Source organism: Sphingomonas hankookensis (assembly GCF_022664465.1).
Lineage (GTDB): Bacteria > Pseudomonadota > Alphaproteobacteria > Sphingomonadales > Sphingomonadaceae > Sphingomonas > Sphingomonas hankookensis.
On sequence record NZ_JAKREV010000004.1, the window covers coordinates 345,829 to 362,496 of the forward strand.

Here is a 16,668-nt window from a genome sequence, read left to right on the forward strand (position 1 = left end):
CCGGAAAACCCATGCGCGTGGATGCGATGCGCACGGCGCAGGGGAAGCGCAGGGACATGGCGGCCACCCGATCGGATGGCGCCCACCAAGGCCTCCCCTGCCGGCATTAGAGCCGGAAGGCGACGCTGGCCGCGAAGGTACGACCGTTCTTGTAGAAGGCGGTCGGGCGATCGCGGGTCGCATTATACTGGTAATAGGTCTCGTCGAGCAGGTTCTGCGCGTTGACGGTCAGCGTGATCTTGGGCGTCACGTTGACCGACGCCGACAGATCGAGCTGGCTGTACGGTGCCACCATTTCGCGCGAGTTCAGGCGACCGATCGTGCGGAAATAGCTCGAGCGGTAGTTGTAGCTCAGCCGCGTCTGGAAGATCCCGCTTTCGAAATACGGGATCACGTTGACGGTGTGCTTCGACAGATACGGCAGGTTCAGTTCGGCACCGGTCGTATCGACCGACGAGGTCGAACTTTCCTGATACGAATAGTTCGCCTGGATACCGAAGCCGCCCCAGATTTCGCTCTGGGCCGAAATCAGCGCACCGTTCACCGTCGCCTTGCCGCCGTTGATCGGCTGGTTGACGTTATAGGTCGTCAGCCGGTTCTGCAGCGAGTTGAAGAACACCTGATTGGTGCGGGTGTTGATGATGTAGTTGCTGATTTCGCGACGGAACAGTTCGCCCGCGACCAGCGATCCGGCGCGCGGATACCATTCGGCGGTCAGTTCGTAGTTGGTCGATTCATACGGCTTCAGGTTCGGGTTGCCGCCGCCGCCGTCGAGCGTGATGTCGTTCAGCGAGGTCGCCGCTGCGAGGTCCTGATAACGCGGACGCGAGATCACCCGGGCCACCGCGCCGCGCACGATGAACTGCGGCGAGAAGGAATAGGCGATGTTCACGCTCGGCAGGAACTTCAGGTAATCGGTCGCGGTCGTCGTCGGCACCGGCTGCGGGTTGACGGTGTTGCTGAGCGTGGTGGCGTAGTTCGACACGTCCTGCGTGTAGACCAGGCGACCGCCGATGTTGCCGCGCCAGCCGTCCTGATCGAAATTTGCCTGGATGTACGATGCCGAGACGGTTTCCTTCACCCGGGTCGAGGCGCCGATCTTGTTGACCAGCGGGCTGTTGACCGCACCCGCCAGGATGTCGATCACCGCCTGTTCGGACAGGTTCAGATACTTGGTCGCGTTACCGCTGCCGCCGCTGCCCGAGAAGGTGCCGTCGGGGGTCGAGGTGGTGTCGACACCGAGCTGCGAACCGAGGCGCGAGGTGGTCAGATAGGTGTTGATGCCGCGCGCATCGACCCGGTTGACGTGTTCGGTCACGCGGGCGCCCAGCATGATTTCGGTGAAGCCGCCGAACGATACCGGGATCGTCGCGTCGAAACCGCCGAAGACGTCGCGGTCGGTCGTGACGCTATAGTCGAGACCACCGATCTGCGCGGCGTTCAGCTGCTGCCCGTTGGGGCCCAGCACGGGGCGGCCTTCGATCTGGGCGGGGTTGTTGTTCGGGTTGGTGAAATAGTTGGCGGGGTCGGTCAGGTCGCCGACGAAGTTCACTTCGGCCGATTCCGGGGTGAACGAATAGCTGAACGGCAGCTTGGTCTGCACGTTGAACAGATATTCGGGGTTACGCCCGCCGGTCGCCTTCGACCAGCCGCCGGCGAACGACACCTTGGCACCGCCATCGCCTTCCCAATCGGCGAACAGGTTGATGTTGTCGGTCTTGAGCGAGGTACGGCGGACCAGCGTGTCGAGCTGTGCGCTCTGGTTCGGCGCGGCGCCGAAGCTGGCGGCAGTGACGACGCCGTTATTCACGGTCGCCGACTGCAGCACGCTGCCGGTCCATGCCACGGGAATCGTATACATCGACTGGCTGTAGTTGTTGTACTTGCCGTCGATGTGCAGGCCGTTGAGCGAGAAGGTCAGGTTCTCGACCGGGCGGAACTGCACGGTGCCCGACACGCTGGCGCGTTCGCGGGTCTGCTGGAAATAGGCATAGTTGATGCCGAACGGCGCGACCGCGTTAATCAGGTCGTTCTTCGTGCCGCCGGTGATCGTTGCCGCCTGGTTCAGCAGGACGCCCTGGCCCTGCGCGTCGCGACGGACGCTGCCGTCGGCGTTCTTCTGAAAGAAGTCGGCACCGCTCTGATAGCCGAAGAATTCGACGCCGGCGCGGGTCAGGTTCTGCTTGTCATAGGTCGCGGCGACGAGGACGCCGAACGTCTCTGCATCGTTCTTCCAGCTGTACAGGCCCGATCCGCGGATATTCCCCTTGTCCGCGCGGTCGTTGTACGAATAGCCGCCCGAGGCGAAGACCGAGTTTGCGGCAAGGTCGAGCGGGCGACGGGTGCGCACGATCACGGTGCCGCCAAGGCTGCCTTCCTCGATCCGCGGTTCCGGCGACTTGTACACTTCGAGGCGGTCGACCAGCTCGGGCGCCAGCAGCGAATAGTTGAAGGTACGGCTGGACGGATCGTTGTCGTTGCCGCCCCAGTCGGCCGAGGCGAGCGCATGGCCGTCGAGCAGCATGCGGTTGAGCGCGGGGTCGGTGCCGAGGATCGCGACCTTTTCGCCTTCGCCGAAGCGGCGGTCGATCGACACGCCGGGGATGTGCGACAGCGATTCGGCGACGTTGCGGTCGGGGAACTTGCCGATGTCCTCGGCCGAGATGACGTCGACGACGGCGTTCGCCTGACGCTTCACATTGATCGCGTTGCGCAGCGATCCGCGGATACCGGTCACGACGATGCTGTCATCCGATGCGGCCGGTTCGGCCTGGTCGGTATTCTGTGCATTGGCCGAGGACGGCGGCGTGGCGGTGGGCGCTTCCTGCGCGAACGCCGGGGCGGCGATCGCGACCAGCGCGGTGGAGGCTAGATATGCGAAACGCGAAAATGCCATGGACCCTACCCCTTGATCTTTGGGCGCGAAATGCGCCCCCCCGATGTGGCCGCGACGGGCGAGACGACATGCGTCCAGCATTGGTACTATATTGGCACCATGCAGGCTCGTTTTGGTCGAATGCAATGTGACCAATCGCAATCATAAAATCTACATAAAAATGAAAAGATTATTCACAGGTGAGAAAATAGGGGGAATGCGCGGTAGATTGCGATAAAAATGCCGCATGTTCGGATGGGTGAGTAATATTATTGCGCATGATGGGATGCTGTAGTTGATTTGCCGTTAGCTGTTCCGACGGCCATCGTGCGTGCCATCATAGCCCAATCCGGCGTCGCCACCGCTCGAACGGCGCAAAACAGCCGCATGATCTGGTCCAGAAATGCCATTGCATGATACCAAAAAGGGACCTATCGATAGCGCCATGTCGAACCCATCCGCCCTTGCCGTCCATGCATCGTCGCCATCGAGCGGCGAGGCGTTTTCGGATCGGGTGGGGCTGTTGCGCGACGATGCGCATGCGCCGCTCTATGTTCAGTTGCAGCAGCTGGTGCGCACGGCGATCGAACGGCGCGTGCTGCAACAGGACGATGCCATTCCGCCCGAACGCGATCTGGCCGCCGAATATGGCGTGTCGCGCATCACCGTGCGCAAGGCGATCGAAGGGCTGGCGAGCGAGGGGCTGGTCGTGCGCCGTCGCGGGGCGGGCACCTTCGTCGCAGCGCGGGTCGACAAGAGCTTTTCGAAACTGTCGTCCTTTTCCGAAGACATGCGCGCGCGCGGTCGCGTGCCGAGCAGCGCCTGGGTGTCCAAGTCGGCCGGGCTGGTGACGCCCGAGGAATCGATGTCGCTGGGGCTGTCGCCCGGCACGCCGGTTTATCGGTTCCAGCGGATGCGCTTTGCCGACGACGTGCCGATGGCGGTCGAATATTCGGCGATCGCCGGACACTGCCTGCCGGGTGTCGATGCGGTCGGCGACTCGCTCTATGCCGCGCTGGAGGTGACCGGGTGTCGCCCGGTGCGCGCGTTGCAACGGCTGCGCGCCATGGCGTTTCCCGCCGAACAGGCGAAGCGGCTGGGTGTCGAGGTCGGCCATGCCGGGCTGTTCATCGAACGCCGCGGTTTCCTGGCCGATGGCGACACGGTCGAATTCACCCAATCCTATTATCGTGGCGACGCATACGACGTCGTCGCCGAATTGAACGCAAGCTGATCCGGCGCTGGCCGGGACCAAGAGGGGGTTCATGACGTCCACCGTTCAGGCCGCGCCGACCGCGGCCACTGCGATGTACCGCGAGGCGGGAGAGGGCGGCGCATCGGTCGCGCGCTTCCTGTCGCGCAACGCCGCCGCGCTTGCCGAGCTTGGCGCGTCGCTGCGCGCCGATCCGCCGGCGCTGGTCGTCACCTGCGCACGCGGGTCGTCGGACCATGCTGCGACCTATGGCAAATATCTGGTCGAGACGCTGTGCGGCGTGCCGGTCGCCAGCGCCGCGCCGTCGGTGGCGTCGGTCTATGCGACGCGCATGGAGCGTATGAACGCGCTGGTGATCGCGGTGTCGCAATCGGGCCGCAGCCCCGATCTGCTGCGCACCGTCGAAAGCTACAAGGCGGCGGGTGCGCGCGTCGTGGCGCTGGTCAATGTCGAGGATTCGCCGCTCGCCGCGCTGGCCGATACGGTGCTGCCGCTGTCGGCCGGTGCCGAGACGTCGGTCGCCGCGACCAAGTCGTTCATCGCCTCGCTCGCTGGCCTTGCCGCGATTGCTGCCCACTGGAGCGAGGATGCCGACCTGCTGGCCGCGCTGGACGCGCTGCCGGGGCAACTGGAACAGGCGTTCGATCTGGACTGGACGCCGGTCGCCGACACGCTGGTCGCGGCGCGCAACCTGTTCGTGATCGGCCGCGGCTACAGCTTCGGCGTAGCGCAGGAAGCGGCGCTAAAGATGAAGGAAACGTCGGCACTGCATGCCGAGGCGTTCAGCAGCGCCGAGGTGCGGCACGGGCCGATGGCGATCATCAACGACGGCTTCCCGTTGCTGGGCTTCGCCACGTCGGACGATGCCGGCGACGACGTCCGCGCGGCGGCGGCGGAGTTCGCGGCGCGGGGCGCGGCGGTGCATCTGGCCGATGCGGCGAACGGCGACAGCCATCCGCCGACGATCCGCAGCCATCCCGCGATCGAACCGATCCTGATGATCCAGAGCTTCTATCGCATGGTCAACACGGTGTCGCTGCGCCGGGGGCTGAACCCCGACCAGCCGCCGCATCTGCGCAAGGTCACCGAAACCCGATGAGCAGCTTCGTCTTTCGCGGCGGGCGCGTCCTCGCCGATCACTGCACGCAGGACAGTTGCGCGATCACGGTCGTGGACGGTGTCATCGCCGACTTCCATGCCGGTGACGATGCGGAGGTCATCGACCTCGACGGCGGCTGGCTGGTGCCCGGCTTCGTCGATACGCAGGTCAATGGCGGCGGCGGGGTGTTGTTCAACGACGAACCGACCGTGGCGGGCATCGCCGCGATCGGCGCGGCGCATGCGCAATACGGCACCACCGCGTTCCTGCCGACCCTGATCAGCGATTCGCTGGACGTGGTCGCTGCCGGGCTGGACGCCGTCGACGCGGCGATCGAGCAGGGCGTGCCCGGCGTCGTCGGCATCCATGTCGAGGGGCCGTTCCTCAATCCGGTACGCAAGGGCATCCACGACGCCAATCATTTCCGCGCGCTCGACGATCGCGCGATCGACCTGCTCACCCGGCCGCGCAAGGGCGTGGTGATGGTGACGCTGGCGCCCGAGCGCAACGATACCGCCGCGATCGAGCGGCTGGTCGCGGGCGGCGTGATCGTCAGCATCGGCCATAGCGACGCCACCTATGAACAGGCGCGTGCGGCGATGGATGCGGGCGCGCGCGGCGTTACGCATCTCTATAATGCGATGTCGCCGCTCAAGCATCGCGATCCGGGCGTGGTCGGTGCGGTGCTGGAAGACGCACAGGTCTATGCCGGGCTGATCGTCGACGGCGCGCACCTGCACCCCGCCGCGATCCGCGTGGCGCTGGCGGCGCGGCCGATCGACCGGTTCATGCTGGTGACCGATGCGATGCCGACCGTCGGTGCCGCATCGAAGGAGTTCGTGCTGAACGGACAGCCGATCCATGTCGAGAACGGCGTGTGCGTCGATGCCAACGGTACGCTGGCCGGGTGCGACCTCGACATGGCGACCGCGGTGGCGAACACGCATGCCTTGGGTGTGCGCGTAGAGGATGCGGTGGCGATGGCGTCGGCCAATCCCGCTGCGTTCCTGCGGCTGTCGCACCGGATCGGCAGCATCGATATCGGCCACAGCGCCGACTTCGTGTGGCTCGACCGCGACCTGACCGTGCGCGGCACGTGGATCGCGGGCAACCGCATCGTCTGACGTTTCCGGCATTCGTCCGCCGGACCAAATTTGAAGGGGCATCCATGACCGCCATCCAGCTCACCGCGCCGCTCCACGGTTGGGCGACCGCGCTCGACGATGTGCCGGACGCGGTGTTCGCGGGACGGATGCTGGGCGACGGCGCGGCGATCGACCCGCTGGGGACGATGCTGCACGCGCCGTGCGACGGCACCGTGCTGACGCTGCACGCCGGCGGCCATGCGATCACGCTGCGCGGTGAGGGCGGGGTCGAGCTGTTGATGCATATCGGCATCGACACGGTGCAGCTGGGCGGCAAGGGCTTTACCGCGCAGGTCGCGGTCGGCGACACGGTGATGCGCGGCCAGCCGCTGATCGGCTTCGACCTCGACGCGCTGGTGCAGGCGGCGCCGTCGCTGATGACGCCGTTGATCGTCACCAATGGCGACCGGTTCCGGATTACCGATCGCAGCGGCGGGCGGGTCGTAGCGGTCGGCGACGCGCTGCTGACGCTCGAACCGATCGGCGTTAGCGACGCCGTAACGGCCACCGACACCGGCGACCGCGTGGTCCGCGACGTCCGCGTGCCACTGGCGCACGGCATCCACGCCCGCCCGGCAGCGCGGATCGGCGAGGTGGCGCGCGGCTTCGCGGCGACCAGCTGGCTGGCGAAGGACGGGGCCGAAGCGCGGACCACCGGGGCGGTCGGGCTGCTCGGGCTCGGCATCCGCTTCGGCGACACGGTACAGGTGATCGCGAGCGGTGCCGACGCCGACGCTGCCGTCGCCGCGCTGGCCGAACTGATCGAAGGCGGCATGGGAGAGGGCGCGCACGCCGCCCCCGCCCCGGTCGCCGCACCGCCGCCGCTAGCGGTCGACCTGCCCGAAGGCCAGCTGGCCGGAACGCTCGCCGCGCCGGGATTTGCGATCGGTACCGCGCGCTGGCTGCGTGTCGCCGAGATCGACGTGCCGGTCGACGGGCAGGGGCCGGTGGTCGAAGCGGCCCGGCTCGACAGCGCACTGTCGGCGGTGCGCGACCGGCTGGCGGCGCAGGATGGCGAAGGGGCCGCGATCCGCGCGGCACATATCGCGTTCCTCGACGATCCCGAATTGCGCGAGGCCGCCGAGCGCGACGTCGCCGCCGGGCGCGATGCTGGCCATGCGTGGCGGGGCGCGACGCGCGCGCAGGCGGCGACGCTACGCGGTTTGAACGACGCGCGACTGGCCGAGCGGGCCGACGATCTGCTCGACCTCGAACGGCAGGTGCTGCGCGAACTGACCGGCGCTGCCGAGGAGGAGAGCAGCTTCGCGCCCGGCACGATCCTGATCGCCGACGACCTGTTGCCATCGCAGGTGATGGCGCTCGATCCCGCCTGCGTCGTCGGCCTGGTGGTGGAGCGCGGCGGGCCGACCTCGCATGTCGCGATCCTTGCCGCGACGATGGGCCTGCCCGCGCTGGTCGCGGTCGGTGCGGCCGTCGGTGGCATCGCCGATGGCGCGACGCTGATCCTCGATGCCGATAGCGGCATTATTCACGTCGCCCCCGATGACGCGACGCTGACCCAAGCCCATGCGCAGGCGGACGCCCGCACCGCCGCGCGTGCCGCCGCGCTGGCGCAGGCCGAACAAACCTGCGTCACTGCCGACGGCGTCCGGATCGAGGCGTTCGCCAATCTCGGTTCGGCCGAGGATGCGGTGGTGGCGATGGCCAATGGCGCCGAAGGATCGGGGCTGCTGCGCACCGAATTCCTGTTCCTCGACCGCGACAGCGCGCCCGATGTCGACGAACAGGCCGCGCTGTACGGCACGATCGCCGCGACGTTGCAGGGGCGGCCGCTGATCGTCCGGTTGCTCGACGTCGGTGGCGACAAGCCGGCATCCTATCTGCCGATCGCGGCGGAGGAAAATCCGGCGCTGGGGCTGCGCGGCATCCGCGTGGCGCTGGCTATGCCCGAGATCCTCGAAACGCAGCTGCGCGCGATCCTGTCGGTGCGCCCGGTCGGGCAGTGCCGCATCATGATCCCGATGGTGGCGAGCGTCGACGAGATCACCGCCGTGCGGCAGGTCGTCGAGCAGCTGCGCGGCGAACTGGGCATTGCCGAGCGGGTAGAGGTCGGCATCATGGTCGAAACCCCGGCAGCGGCGGTCACCTCCGCGACGCTGGCGGCGCATGCCGATTTCCTGTCGATCGGCACCAACGACCTGACCCAATATGCGCTGGCGATGGATCGCGGCAATCCGGCGGTCGCTGGCGGTATCGACGGGTTGCACCCGGCCGTGCTGCAATTGATCGCGCACACCACCGAAGGGGCCAAGCGCGGTGGCCGCTGGGTCGGGGTGTGCGGCGGGCTTGCCTCCGATCGGCTGGCGGTGCCGCTGCTGATCGGGCTGGGCGTGACCGAACTGTCCGCCTCGCCCCGCTTCGTCCCCGAATTGAAGGCGCTGGTCCGCCGGCTCGACGCCGGCGCGTGCCGCGCGCTGGCGATGCGCGCGCTGGCGGCGGCGTCGCCGCGTGAGGTGCGGGCGATGGTTCGCGAATTTCTGCTGGAGGTTGCCGCATGAGGTCGATCGTCGAAATGCTCCAGCCGATCGGCCGCGCGCTGATGCTGCCGATCGCGGTCCTGCCGGTGGCAGGGCTGCTGCTGCGCCTCGGTCAGCCCGACCTGCTCGACGTAGCGCTGCTCGCCGCGGCGGGCGATGCGTTGTTCAACAATCTCGGCCTGTTGTTCGCGATCGGTGTCGCCTGCGGAATTGCGCGCGATGGCAACGGCGCGGCGTGTCTCGCGGGGGTCGTCTGCTACCTCGTCGTCAAGAATGGCGGGCCGGTGTTCCTGACGGTGCCCGCCGACGTCACGGCAGGGTTCAACGAAGCGACCGCCGCCACCCTGTCCGCCGCGTGGAAGGTCAAGGCGTTCGCCAAGCTCGACGTGCCGATCGGCATCGTCTCCGGCCTGATCGGCGGCAGCTTCTACAACCGGTTCGCGACGATCAAGGTGCCGGAATATCTCGCCTTCTTCGGCGGGCGGCGCTTCGTGCCGATCGTCAGCGGGCTGGCGGGCATCGCCATCGCGGTGGTCGTGGGCCTGAGCTTTTCGGGGATCAGCGCCGCGCTCGACCTGACCAGCCGCGGGCTCGTCGCATCGGGGAGCATCGGGTTGTTCGGATTCGGGTTGCTCAACCGGTTGCTGCTGGTGACCGGGCTGCACCATATCCTGAACAACGTCGCGTGGTTCGTGCTGGGTGATTTCAACGGTACCACCGGCGACCTGCGGCGCTTCTTTGCGGGCGATCCGACCGCGGGCGCGTTCATGGCCGGCTATTTCCCGATCATGATGTTCGGCCTGCCCGCCGCCTGCCTTGCCATGTACCGATCGGCGCTGCCCGAGCGGAAAAAGGCGGTGGGCGGGATGCTGCTCAGCCTCGCGCTCACCAGCTTCCTGACCGGGGTGACCGAGCCGATCGAATTCTCGTTCATGTTCCTGGCGCCGGTGCTTTACGCGATCCACGCGGTGCTGACCGGGCTGTCGATGGCGGTGATGGATGCGCTGGGCGTGCGGCTGGGCTTCGGCTTTTCGGCCGGGCTGTTCGACTATGTGCTGAACTATGGCAAGGCGACGAAGCCGCTGATGCTGCTGCCGGTCGGCGCGGTCTATTTCGCGGTCTATTACGGCGTGTTCCGCTTCTTCATCCTGCGCTTCGACCTCAAGACGCCGGGCCGCGATGCCAGCGCCCCGTCGATGAGTGCCGGCGGTCCGGCGGTGGCGGGCGAGCGCGGGCGAGCGTTCCTCGCCGCGCTCGGCGGCAGCGCGAACCTCGCCAGCATCGGCGCGTGTACCACCCGGCTGCGGCTGGTCGTCGCCGATCAGGCACTGGTCGACGAAGCGGCGCTGAAGGCGCTGGGGGCGATGGGCGTGCTGCGCCCGTCGGACCGCGCGGTGCAGGTCATCGTCGGCCCGATCGCCGATCAGGTTGCCGAGGAAATCCGCGAGGCCGGCGTCGGGGCACCCGCCGCCAGCGTCGCGGCGGTCGCCGAGCCGGTTGCCGCGACATCGGTCGACCTGTCGCCCGATCTGGTCGCGGCGCTGGGCGGGGCAGCGGCGATCGTGCGCGCCCAGCCGCTGGCTGGTCGCGTCCGTGTCGAACTGCGCGAACCGAGGGCGCTGGACGGCGTGACGCTGCCCGGCGTGCGCGGCGTTGCCCAGACCGCGCCGACCATCGTCCATCTGCTCGTTTGAGAACGTTCACGGTGTGTTGCTCAAATAGCGCACCATTTTTGCAATATGTTTTGCATGGATGAAAACCGGTTTCAGTCGATATTGACGTTCTCGCTCGCTGACGGAAAACTGTCGCACAGGTGAAATAATCTGCGCGACCCGGACCCCGGTGCCGACGCGGCACCAACAGGGGGACGAACATGACATCGATCACGAAGCTGCTGGCGACTTCCTGCCTTGCGACGGTCCTTGCCGGCACCGCGCAGGCGCAGGTCGTACCGGTCGAGGCACTGCCCGATACCAACACGACCACGACGACCAGCAAGGACGACGACGCGGTCGTCGTGACCGGCACGCGTATCGTCCGCCCGAACAACAAGTCGGCAGCACCGATCGCGACCGTGACCGCGCTGGAAATCCAGGCGCAGGGCGCGACGACGATCGAGGAGGTGCTGAACCGCCTGCCGCAGGTCGCACCGAACGCCGAGCAGAATTACGCCGAATCGAGCGGTCGCCAGCGGATCAAGCTGCGCAGCCTCGGCTTCGAACGCACGCTGACGCTGGTCGACGGCCTGCGCCTCGGCATCCAGAACGGGCTGGACGTCGGCATCATCCCGGCGACGCTGGTCGAACGGATCGACGTGCTGAGCGGCGGTGCGTCGTCGGTCTATGGTTCGGACGCGGTGTCGGGCGTCGTGAACTTCATCCTGAAGAAGAATTTCGACGGCGTGGAATTGAACGCCAACTATAATTTCTACAATCACCAGAACCGCGAAAATGCGGTGACCGACGCGGCGCGGCGCTCGTTCTTCCAGGCGCCCACGGGCCTGACCAACGACGGCGCGCGCCTCGACGTGACGATGACCGCGGGCCGTTCGTTCTTCGACAACCGCGTCAATCTGACCGGTTTCTTCAGCTATCGCCAGGCGGACCTGTTGCCGCAGGGGTCGCGGTCGTGGTCGGCGTGCGAAGTGACTACCCCGACCAGGGATTCGGCACTCACCTGCACGCGCAGCCAGTATACGCAGGTCGGTACGATCATTCCGCGCGCCGGCGCCAATGCCGGGCGCGTGCTGGTGAACAACCCGAACGGTTCGGGCAACCTGATCCCGTGGGGATCGGTCGCCGGGGCCGCCGCCAACCCGTTCGACGAGTTCGCGGCGCAGCGTCAGTTCAACCGAATCAACGCCGGCGGTTTCCTGAACATCGACCTGTCGGACGCGGCGGAAATCTATTCGAGCTTCCTCGCCTATCGCGACCGGTCGCAGAACCCGACGCCGCTGCGCGTGTATCCTTCGAGCGTCTATGGCGCGACGCCGTATCAGGTGAACTGCAACAACCCGTTCCTGTCGGCATCGCAGGGGCAGACGCTGTGCGGCGATGCGGCGGGTACCAACACGTTGGTCCCGTTCGACGTCCTCTACCGCTTCGACGGCCTGCCGCCGGCGTACAACAAGTTCGAAAATCTCGGCTATCGCGTCACCGGCGGGATTCGCGGCAACGTGCTGAAGGCGTGGCATTACGACATTGCCGGCGTCTATTCGGCCAACCGCGCGACCGACAGCTATCCGCCGTTCCCCAACGAGACGCGGCTGCGCCAGTCGTTGATCGTCGACAATGTCGGCGGCGTGCCGACGTGCCGTACCGGCGGCAGCGCCTGCGTGCCGTTCAACCCGTTCCAGCCGTATAACAACCAGGCGGCGTTCGTCGATTCGGTCTATGAAAGCGTCGACGGCGTCCAGATCAGCAAGCCCAGCATGTGGCAGGTGCTCGGCACCGTTTCGGGCGATCTGGGCGAATATGGCATCAAATCGCCGCTGGCCGAACAGGGCGTCGCGATCGCCGCGGGCGTCGAGTTCCGGGCCGAGCGCTTCATTTCGACCGCCGATGCGCAGTTCCGCCTGACCAATGGCGGTACCGACGGGCGCTTCACCCAGAATGTCTGGGAAGGCAATGTCGAGGCGCAGGTGCCGCTGGTCGAGGACCAGAGCTGGACCCAGCTGCTGCAGGTCAATGCCGGGTATCGCCGGTCGAAGTACAACCGCCTCGAAGGGTCGTTCGATACGTGGAAGGTCGAAGGGCTGTGGGCGCCGGTCGACGACATCACCTTCCGCGGATCGATCAACAAGGCGCAGGCCGCGCCGTCGCTGATCCAGGCGGTGCAGGCGGGCAACATCAACTATGTCACGGTCGGATCGCGCAACGATCCTTGCGCCACGACGCCCGATCCGCAGAACCCCGGCCGGTTCCTGGCGCCGACCGCCAGCATCGCCGCGTGCCGTGCCACCGGCCTGCCCGACAATCTGTACGGCAGCCAGACGCTGAACTGCCCGGATGGCCTGTGCACCATCCGCAACGGCGGGTTCGACCTGACGCCGGAAACCGCCTATACCAAGACGTTCGGCGTCATCCTGCGTCCGCGGTTCCTGCCCGGCCTGACGGTGTCGGTCGACCGGTTCCTGATCGATCTGCGCGATCAGATCAGCTATTTCGGCGCGAACGATTTCGTGAACGGCTGCGTCCAGACGCAGAACCCCTATTTCTGCCGCGGCATCGTGCGCAATCCGGGGACGTTCACACTGTTCAGCCCGGCGGCGAGCAACCCGACGACCGGCTTCTTCATCCAGGGGACCAGCAACGGGTATCGCAGCGATTCGCATGGCTGGGATTTCCAGAGCCAATATGCGCTGAACCTGCAGAATGCCGGTCGGCTCGACCTGAGCTTCAACGGCACGCTGATGACCTCGATCGGTGGGCAGGAAGCGCCGACGGTCCCGGCGCGCCAGTGCGTCGGCTATTACGGGCCGTTCTGTGGCGAGGGCTTCCCGAAATGGACCCACGGCATGCGCACGACGTGGTCGTCAGTCGAAAACATCGTCAGCCTGTCGCTCAACTGGCGCTACCAGGGGCCGATGACGATCACCTACAACGCCGATGCCGATACCGGCATTCCCTATGGCACTGCCGATCGTCGTTCGACCTATAACCGCATCCGCGATTACAACTATTTCGACCTCGCGGCGACGTTCAACGTGGCGAAGCGCTACACGCTGCGCCTTGCGGTCAACAACCTGTTCGATCGCGATCCGCCGCTGATCCCCAACTCGCGCTCGCTGCTGGGGCTGCTGCGCAACAACACGCTGTTCCGGTACGACCTGCTGGGTCGCCAGATCGTGGCGGGCGCGACCGTCCGCTTCTGATCGCGGTGGCTGCGTGAACGAACGGCCCGCTCTCCATAACGGAGGGCGGGCCTTGTCGCGTCAGGCGCTGCGCAGGCTGGCGGATTTCAGCACGGTGCTGCGCCCGTCGTCGCCGGTCACCGCATAGGTGAAGCCCGGCAGGATCGCGAAGGCGCCGACCTGTCCGTTGCGGTCGATCGCGAGGAAGCCGACCTGCACCCCGTCGAGCGCGGACCCGCGCAGCCGGGCGATGTGTTCGACCGCCTCGCGGCAAGCGGCCATCGGCGCCATGCCGGCGCGGAGCGACGAGACGACGCGGGCAGTGCCGGCGATGCGGGTTACTTCCTCGCCAAGGCCGGTAGCGGTGGCGGCGCCGACGCCCGCCTCGACGAACAGACCGCTGCCGACCTGCGGCGAGTCGCCCACGCGGCCGTGCAGCTTGAACGCCATGCCCGACGTGGTGCAGGCGCCGGCCAGCTCGCCGTTCGGGGCGCGCGCAATCATGCCGATCGTGTCGTGGTCGAGCGGGCCGCCGAGCGGCGCGCGGGCATTCTCGCTATTGGCGACCGGCGCGTATTTCGACGTCTTGAGCCATTTGCGCCATTCGGCCTCGGCCTCGGGCGTCAGCAGCTTTTCAGGCCTGAAGCCGGATTCGAGCGCGAACTGGCGCGCGCCGGCACCGACGAGGAAGGTGTGCGGGGTGCGTTCCATCACTGCGCGCGCGACCGAGATCGGGTGGGCGATATCCTCCATCGCCGCGACCGCGCCGACATGGCCCTTGTCGTCCATGATGACCGCGTCGAGCGTCACCCGCCCGTCGCGATCGGGATAGCCGCCCTTGCCGACCGAATGGTTCGACAGGTCGGCTTCGGGCACCTTGGCACCGGCCTCCAGCGCGTCGATCAGGCTGCCGCCACTGCGGAAGCGGGCGACGGCGGCGTCGTTGGCGGCGGCGCCGAAGTCCCAGGTCGAGGCGACACGCAGCACGGCGGCGGCACGGGGCTGGGCGGGCAGGGCGGCGGCGGTGGAGGCGGCGGCGAGCCCGGCGATGGCGGTGCGGCGGGTGATGGTCGGCATGGGGGCCCCTTCGTCATGGGTGATGCGCGGTTGTGCGCAGTCCCCCGCGACACGGCAAGTCATGCCGCGACCTCGCGTAGCACCGCGTCGAGCACCGGGAAGCCGGCGGGGGTCAGCGCCAGCCGGTCGCCGTCGTGTGTCACCAGCCCCTGCCGCGCCAGCAGCACCACGGTGTCGAGACGGACGACCTGTCCGATAGTCCGCTCGCCCAGCGTCGCGATGCGTGCGAGATCGACACCTTCGCGCATGCGCAGGCCCATCACCAGCGCTTCGGTCACGCGTTCGTCGGGGGTCAGCGCATCCTCGCGCTCGATGCCGTGGCGGTTGCGGTCGACTGCCGCGATCCAGTTTTCGGGCTTCTTGCGGCGGACGGTCGCCATGCCGCCCCGCCGGCCATGCGCGCCGGGACCGATGCCGGCATAGTCGCGATAGCGCCAATAGGTCAGGTTGTGGCGGCTCTCCGCGCCCGGCCGGGCATGGTTCGACACCTCGTACAGCGGCAGGCCGGCGGCGCGGGTACGGTCCTGGGTCAGTTCGAACAGGTCGGCGGCAAGGTCGCTGTCGGGCAGGGTCAGTGCCCCCTTGGCCGCCAGCGTCGCGAAGCGCGTGCCGGGCTCGATCGTCAGCTGGTAGAGCGAGAGATGCTCGGTGCCGAACGACAGCGCGCGGGCCAGTTCGGCTTCCCAGCTGCCGAGCGACTGGCCGGGGCGGGCGTAGATCAGGTCGAAGCTGACCCGCGCGAAATGGCGTTGCGCGACGTCGAGCGCCGCCAGCGCTTCGTCGACACCATGCGCGCGTTCGAGGAAGGCGAGGGCGCCGTCGTCGAGCGCCTGCACGCCCAGCGATACGCGGTTGACCCCGGCGGCGGCGATGTCGGCGAAGCGCGCCGCCTCGACCGAGGACGGGTTCGCCTCCAGCGTGATTTCGATATTCCCGGTCGGCGGCCAGTAGCCACATGCCGCCTCGATGATCGCGGCGACCGTGGCGGGTGGCATCAGCGACGGGGTGCCGCCGCCGAAGAAGATCGATGCCAGCCGCCGGTTCGGCAGCGCGGCGGCCTCGTGCGCGAGGTCGGCGAGCAATGCGTCCTTCCATGCCGCCTGATCGACGCTCTCGCGAACATGGCTGTTGAAGTCGCAATAGGGGCATTTGGACACGCAGAACGGCCAATGGACGTAGAGTGCGAGAGGTGCTTGGTCGGGCTGCATCGCCGTCCCATATGGGCGCGATGCGAGCGATACAAATGCTGATGGCCGCGATGGCGCTGGGCGCCTGTGCCGCCCTGCCCGAACATACCCCCGAACGCGTCGTCGAACCGCGCGCATTCGACGGGACCGCGCCGCGTGGCCCCGCGCTGCTGCGGCAGGCGATGGAGACGGGGCACAAGACGGCGCGAGCGCAGGCGGGACTGCCACCGCTCGCCTGGGACCCGGCGCTGGCGCGCGATGCGAAGGCCTATGCCGACACACTCGCCACCACCCGCCGCTTCGAACATTCGCCGCAGCCGCGCGGGGTGCCGGAGCAGGGCGAGAATCTATGGACCGGCACGCGCGGCGCGTATCGCTATGCCGAGATGATGGGGCACTGGGTCGCCGAGAAGCGCGACTATGTGCCGGGCATCCTGCCCGCCGTGTCGCGCACCGGCCAGTTCGGCGACGTCGGCCATTATACCCAGATCATGTGGCGCGCGACCCAGCGGTTCGGCTGTGCCGAGGCCAGCAGCGCGAGGGACGATTATGTCGTGTGCCGCTATGTACCCGCCGGCAATATTCCGGGGCAGCAGGCTTTTTAGGGTCGATTTCGATCAGCTTTGGTCATCCTCACCCTTCCGGCGCTGCGCGCCTCCCTCCCTCTCCCGGTGGGAGAGGGAAAGACGCCGAAGGCGGCGAAGGGTGAGGGTTAGCCCCGG

General features: G+C 67.4%; 10 protein-coding genes. 7 read left to right on the forward strand and 3 right to left on the reverse strand.

Annotated features, from left to right (window positions below; genetic code table 11):
* Positions 1–106: 106 nt before the first annotated feature.
* Positions 107–2,896 carry a TonB-dependent receptor gene (locus MF610_RS13185; RefSeq protein ID WP_242197434.1) on the reverse strand — a complete coding sequence of 930 codons (2,790 nt, stop codon included), beginning with the start codon at positions 2,894–2,896 and terminating at the stop codon, positions 107–109.
* 424 nt (positions 2,897–3,320) lie between these two features.
* Here MF610_RS13185 and MF610_RS13190 point away from each other — a divergent pair, with 424 nt between their 5' ends.
* From MF610_RS13190 to MF610_RS13215, 6 genes are all read left to right on the forward strand, one after another.
* The gene (locus MF610_RS13190) at positions 3,321–4,109 is read left to right on the forward strand and encodes a GntR family transcriptional regulator (RefSeq protein WP_242197437.1); all 789 of its coding nucleotides are present in this window, start codon (positions 3,321–3,323) and stop codon (positions 4,107–4,109) included.
* Positions 4,110–4,140: 31 nt separating this feature from the next.
* The gene (locus MF610_RS13195) at positions 4,141–5,187 is read left to right on the forward strand and encodes an SIS domain-containing protein (protein WP_242197440.1); all 1,047 of its coding nucleotides are present in this window, start codon (positions 4,141–4,143) and stop codon (positions 5,185–5,187) included.
* Positions 5,184–6,311, forward strand: a complete 1,128-nt coding sequence (nagA, locus tag MF610_RS13200) for an N-acetylglucosamine-6-phosphate deacetylase (protein WP_242197443.1) — start codon at positions 5,184–5,186, stop codon at positions 6,309–6,311. The genes MF610_RS13195 and nagA overlap by 4 nt, the downstream gene beginning before the upstream one ends.
* 44 nt (positions 6,312–6,355) lie before the next feature.
* A complete protein-coding gene (gene ptsP, locus MF610_RS13205) occupies positions 6,356–8,851 on the forward strand; it encodes a phosphoenolpyruvate--protein phosphotransferase (RefSeq protein ID WP_242197446.1) in 2,496 nt (831 codons plus the stop codon).
* A complete protein-coding gene (nagE, locus tag MF610_RS13210) occupies positions 8,848–10,524 on the forward strand; it encodes an N-acetylglucosamine-specific PTS transporter subunit IIBC (protein ID WP_242197449.1) in 1,677 nt (558 codons plus the stop codon). Before ptsP ends, nagE begins: the two co-directional genes overlap by 4 nt.
* A 179-nt stretch (positions 10,525–10,703) precedes the next feature.
* Positions 10,704–13,703: a TonB-dependent receptor domain-containing protein gene (locus tag MF610_RS13215; RefSeq protein ID WP_242197452.1), complete on the forward strand. Its 3,000-nt coding sequence runs from the start codon at positions 10,704–10,706 to the stop codon at positions 13,701–13,703.
* A gap of 60 nt (positions 13,704–13,763) precedes the next feature.
* Here the strand turns inward: MF610_RS13215 and MF610_RS13220 are convergent, their stop codons facing one another.
* Complete coding sequence (locus tag MF610_RS13220; RefSeq protein WP_242197455.1) at positions 13,764–14,759, reverse strand: glycosylasparaginase; 996 nt, start codon at positions 14,757–14,759, stop codon at positions 13,764–13,766.
* A gap of 59 nt (positions 14,760–14,818) precedes the next feature.
* The gene (hemW, locus tag MF610_RS13225; RefSeq protein ID WP_242197458.1) at positions 14,819–15,967 is read right to left on the reverse strand and encodes a radical SAM family heme chaperone HemW; all 1,149 of its coding nucleotides are present in this window, start codon (positions 15,965–15,967) and stop codon (positions 14,819–14,821) included.
* 20 nt (positions 15,968–15,987) lie between these two features.
* Here hemW and MF610_RS13230 point away from each other — a divergent pair, with 20 nt between their 5' ends.
* Positions 15,988–16,551, forward strand: coding sequence for a CAP domain-containing protein (locus MF610_RS13230; RefSeq protein ID WP_339328529.1), 564 nt, complete (start codon positions 15,988–15,990; stop codon positions 16,549–16,551).
* Positions 16,552–16,668 lie beyond the last annotated feature (117 nt).

Coding starts and splice junctions, on each gene's coding strand:
- MF610_RS13215 (WP_242197452.1), top strand. CDS start 10,704: ATGACATCGATCACGAAGCTGCTGGCGACTTCCTGCCTTGCGACGGTC.
- hemW (WP_242197458.1), bottom strand. CDS start 15,967: ATGCAGCCCGACCAAGCACCTCTCGCACTCTACGTCCATTGGCCGTTC.
- MF610_RS13190 (WP_242197437.1), top strand. CDS start 3,321: ATGTCGAACCCATCCGCCCTTGCCGTCCATGCATCGTCGCCATCGAGC.
- MF610_RS13195 (WP_242197440.1), top strand. CDS start 4,141: ATGACGTCCACCGTTCAGGCCGCGCCGACCGCGGCCACTGCGATGTAC.
- MF610_RS13185 (WP_242197434.1), bottom strand. CDS start 2,896: ATGGCATTTTCGCGTTTCGCATATCTAGCCTCCACCGCGCTGGTCGCG.
- ptsP (WP_242197446.1), top strand. CDS start 6,356: ATGACCGCCATCCAGCTCACCGCGCCGCTCCACGGTTGGGCGACCGCG.
- MF610_RS13220 (WP_242197455.1), bottom strand. CDS start 14,759: ATGCCGACCATCACCCGCCGCACCGCCATCGCCGGGCTCGCCGCCGCC.
- nagA (WP_242197443.1), top strand. CDS start 5,184: ATGAGCAGCTTCGTCTTTCGCGGCGGGCGCGTCCTCGCCGATCACTGC.
- MF610_RS13230 (WP_339328529.1), top strand. CDS start 15,988: ATGCGAGCGATACAAATGCTGATGGCCGCGATGGCGCTGGGCGCCTGT.
- nagE (WP_242197449.1), top strand. CDS start 8,848: ATGAGGTCGATCGTCGAAATGCTCCAGCCGATCGGCCGCGCGCTGATG.